The 4,612-nt window shown below is 36.8% G+C and carries 2 protein-coding genes; both read left to right on the top strand.

The features are described 5' to 3' along the window. The first annotated feature begins 1,487 nt into the window (after positions 1 to 1,487). A complete protein-coding gene (folE, locus tag F6K22_RS32825; RefSeq protein ID WP_293107978.1) occupies positions 1,488 to 2,222 on the top strand; it encodes a GTP cyclohydrolase I FolE in 735 nt (244 codons plus the stop codon). 463 nt (positions 2,223 to 2,685) lie between these two features. Continuing rightward, a complete protein-coding gene (locus F6K22_RS32830) occupies positions 2,686 to 4,125 on the top strand; it encodes a phosphoglucomutase/phosphomannomutase family protein (RefSeq protein ID WP_293107981.1) in 1,440 nt (479 codons plus the stop codon). Positions 4,126 to 4,612: the final 487 nt, after the last annotated feature.

Raw genomic sequence — 4,612 nt, forward strand, 5'->3', positions numbered from 1 at the left:
TTTAATCCCACATTCCGCACTTCAATTGGTAACATGAAAATTAGTATAAAATCCTTAGCCGATCCCGTATTTATACTATATAAATTATCTTCATTTACCTCGATCGGGAGTCAAATCATCAGTTAAATATTAAGCAGAAATACTGATTGAATCCTTGACTCCTATTGACCACTATAATTTTCTTCTTTACTTCTTGCTTTTGAATTTTGAGTGTGGTGAAGTGCGTCTTACATTCTGAGGTTCCCTCAAAATTACACATTCGCTTTTGACTTATATTTTATACTACATTTTTTGGTGCGGAATGTAGGTTTAATGGCTAGTTGAATAACCACAGGTGGGTTTTAAGTAAGGACAAATATCCTATAACCAAGCAATCATTAACGTGATAAACTATATATTGTAGTTTATTGGTGAAAATCCTAAACAACCGTCAGAAAGTATTTTTTAAAGGAATGATTGTTAAATGGCTATTATGATATAATAGAGAGCATTTATAACACCAAAAGGGCTGAATAAAGTAAAATACAAAGATAGGCTTATAGCTAGATATTTTGTATAATTTAGGAATGTAGGAGTTTATTGAGAGGGTTAAAACAAATAGATTTTATCCTATTTCTCAGCCATGTTCTCAATGTGGAGATAGACATAAAATGGCTTTACACTTGAGAAATTCATCAATCTAGTTATCATGGTCTATCACTAGACAGATATTTTAACACCTCAGTCAAAAAACGAACTCTATGAGTTTGTTGAGGTAAATTTCCCACAATATTTAAGTTTGTGTAGGGAATTAGGTGAAAAACTGCTGGGGTAGTTCTAAATAAAGCAGAGAAGAATTTGCTAAAGCTAAAAATAATTTAGATGGTTTGTTATTGTACCAGAACAGCAGTGAGGATGTCAACTCAACTCAATAATTCTTTTGAAATTAATTAAAGCAATCTTAATTAGCTATTCAGGACAGACTTTCTGGCATAATTATTATAGTAGTATCTATGGTTTCGTTAATGACCAAGTATTTTCACAAGAGGGATGTCTAAAGTGTCAAGTAAATTTTGCTTGATAGCTCCTTATGAAATAATGACAAGAAAATAAAGAACTACTTAATTAGTATTACAGGTAGTTCGAGCCAGTTTTGTCAATACCCCTCTATAGGATCGAGAAACTTATTGGGATCGATCTTAACTATATTAACTATGATAAAATTCCAAATATAGTTGAGTAGTCAATTCTCAATGCTTTCCTGATACCAATTCAGACAGTAATTTACCTATTTTCTGATAACTAATGACTTGTGAAAATGGATTCTTGGTCGATGTCAAACTTACAGCAGAGAAATTGAAAAACTCTCATAGTTATAGTTCATTGCTTATTAATAACACAAACTAATTAGTACCAATGAACTAAAGAATTATGATTTAAGCTAAATGGCCTACCCTAGGTTAGGTCAAGATACAACGTGCTTTTTTGAAATTCGATCCGAATCTATTATGACTCAAACTTTTTCCAACGGCTCCAATTCTAGCAAAAAACTTAGCATCAATGGTGTTAAAACTTCTGATGCAGATGTAACTGGTAAAATTTCCTATAGACCTGACCGTAGCTCCTCATCCAATGGTCAATCAATTAGGCAACAACCTTCTGCTGAAGAGAGTAATGAAGCAATGATGGAAGCAGTGCGGACAATGCTACTATCAGTAGGAGAAAATCCTGAGCGAGAAGGATTACTTAAAACTCCTAAGCGGGTTGCAGAAGCAATGCGGTTTCTGACTAGTGGCTACAGTCAATCCCTTGAAGAAATTGTGAATAATGCTATCTTTGATGAAGGTCATAACGAAATGGTTCTAGTTAGAGATATCAATCTTTTTAGTCTTTGTGAACATCATATGCTACCTTTCATGGGAAAAGCTCATGTAGCTTATATCCCTAATCAAAAAGTAGTAGGACTAAGTAAGCTAGCTAGGATTGTCGAAATGTACTCTCGCAGATTGCAAGTCCAGGAGCGACTAAATCGTCAAATTGCTGAGGCAATTCAAACAATTTTAGAACCAAAGGGTGTAGCAGTTGTAATTGAGGCTACTCATATGTGTATGGTAATGCGGGGGGTTCAAAAGCCTGGTTCTTGGACTGTTACCAGTGCAATGCTTGGTGTTTTTGAAGAAGATCAGAAAGTAAGAGAGGAATACTTGAGCTTAATTCGCCATCAACCTACATTCTTCTCATAAGTAGTAACCGAATTTAGTGGGAATAAGGAATTAAAGAAGCACTGAGGAGAAAGAAGACAGGAATCAGAATTAATGAATGGCGGGTCTAAGTCTAAATTCCCCCATTATATTGAAGACCACCAAATTTGATAATTCGGTGGGATCCTTAAACCCATTTTTACTTCTTTGCCATACGCAAGCTAAATTTGCCAGTCATAAATAATTCCCCAAATATATTCTGATTCCTGAATTCTTTCTTAGGAGCCGTGTAAGAATAACCTGAACAGTTTTTTTGATGGAAGCTAGATTTCACAATCTATTTCAGATAAAATTTGTACAACTTATTTTTACATAACGCCTTAGTAAGTTTTTTTATTTCCTCCCCCTTCTCTTCTAGAATTATTTATAGCAAACCAGGGTTGACAAGCTGAAATTCAAAGTAAATAATTAGACCAAAAAATATACACATCAAGAGATTTCTGATATGGCTAAACCAATCAAATTTGGAACAGATGGCTGGCGCGGTGTCATAGCTGATGATTTTACTTTTGAACGAGTTGTTCTAGTAGCTCCTATCGCAGCGCAAATCTTAGAGAAAAATTATGCTGACTCTACTAATAACAGTAAAACAGTAATTGTTGGCCATGACAGAAGGTTTATGGCTGAAGAATTTGCTCAGGTTGCTGCCGAAGCTGTTCAAAATGCAGGATTTGATGTTCTGTTAACGGATAGTTATGCTCCTACTCCAGCTTTTAGTTTGGCAGCATTTCAAAAACAAGCTCTTGGGGCAATTGTGATGACTGCTAGTCATAATCCAGGGAAGTATTTAGGGTTAAAAGTTAAGGGTGCTTTTGGCGGGTCGGTGCCTCCGGAAATAACTAAACAAATAGAAGATTTATTAACTGTTGAAGTGGAAAAAGATGGGGTTCAAGGAGGGAAAAGAGAAAGTTTTAATCCTTGGCCTAGTTATTGCGAAACTCTACAAAAAATGGTAGAGATTGATAAAATTAAGTCGGCAATTAATGAAGGAAAATTAAAAGTTTTTGCCGATGTAATGCACGGAGCTGCTGCTGGAGGTTTACAACAAATATTGGGTGTAGAAATTGAAGAGGTTAATGGTAATAGGGACCCTTTATTTGATGGTGGAGCGCCTGAACCTTTGCCTCGTTATTTAAGTAAACTTTTTAAGGAAATTAAAAGTTATCGAGCAGCGAATAAAGGAAGTTTAGCTATTGGGTTGGTGTTTGATGGAGATAGCGATCGCATTGCTGCTGTGGATGGTGAGGGTAATTTTCTCAGTTCTCAAATTTTAATTCCTATTCTGATTGAACATCTGACAACTAGGCATGGGTTTAGTGGGGAGGTGGTGAAGACTATTAGTGGTTCTGATCTATTTCCGAAAGTGGCGGAATTATACAAGATGCCAATATTTGAAACTCCTATTGGTTATAAGTATATTGCCGATCGGATGTTGTCAGCTCAGGTGCTTGTGGGTGGTGAAGAGTCTGGGGGTATTGGTTATGGTACTCATATTCCAGAAAGGGATGCTTTGTTATCGGCGCTCTATTTGTTGGAAGCAGTGGTAATGTCTGGTGAAGATTTGAGTGTTATTTATCGCCAACTGCAAGAAAAAACGGGTTTTAGTTCTGTTTATGACCGGATAGATTTACCTTTGCCTAATATGGAAGTGCGAGGGCGACTTTTGGAGGAGTTAACAAATAATCCTGTGATGGAGGTTGCGGGAGAAAAAGTGGTTGATTGTTTGACGATAGATGGGTATAAGTTTCGGTTAGCTGATGGTCGTTGGTTATTGATTCGGTTTAGTGGTACTGAACCTGTTTTGCGACTTTATTGTGAGGCTGCGGATATGCAGAAAGTGAAGCAAACTTTGGAATGGGCGAAAAATTGGGCAAATAGTATTTAGGAGGACCGAGTCAGGAGGACCGAGTCAGGAGGGGTAGAAAGAATTTAGGTGGTGATGGATAGTAATGCTAGAGAGAGTGTGGGAAGTGTGGGAAGTGTGGGGAGTGTGGGGGGTGTGGGGGGTGTGGGAAGAAATTAAAAAATATATATCTTTACCATTACTATGCAGGACTACCTAATTTTTTTCACAAATCATTTAATACTTCTATAGCTATAGCTAATTAAGCAGATTTATTGTGAGGCTGGGGATATGCAGAAAGTGAAGCAAACTTTGGAATGGGCGAAAAATTGGGCTAATAGTATTTCGTAGTTTGATTTTCTGAGTAATTCAACATATAGGTAGTAGTGTGTCTAGGCTAAAATTGTGGGTAAAAAAAACCTAACCCCCTAACCCCCTTAAGTGCTAGCGTTGGGGGAATATTTCTCTCTCCCCTCTCCTAAAAGGAGAGGGGTTGGTGGAGAGGTCTTCATTATCCTCAAACTTACCA

The sequence above is a fragment of the Okeania sp. SIO2F4 genome, assembly GCF_010672385.1.
Taxonomy (GTDB): domain Bacteria; phylum Cyanobacteriota; class Cyanobacteriia; order Cyanobacteriales; family Microcoleaceae; genus Trichodesmium.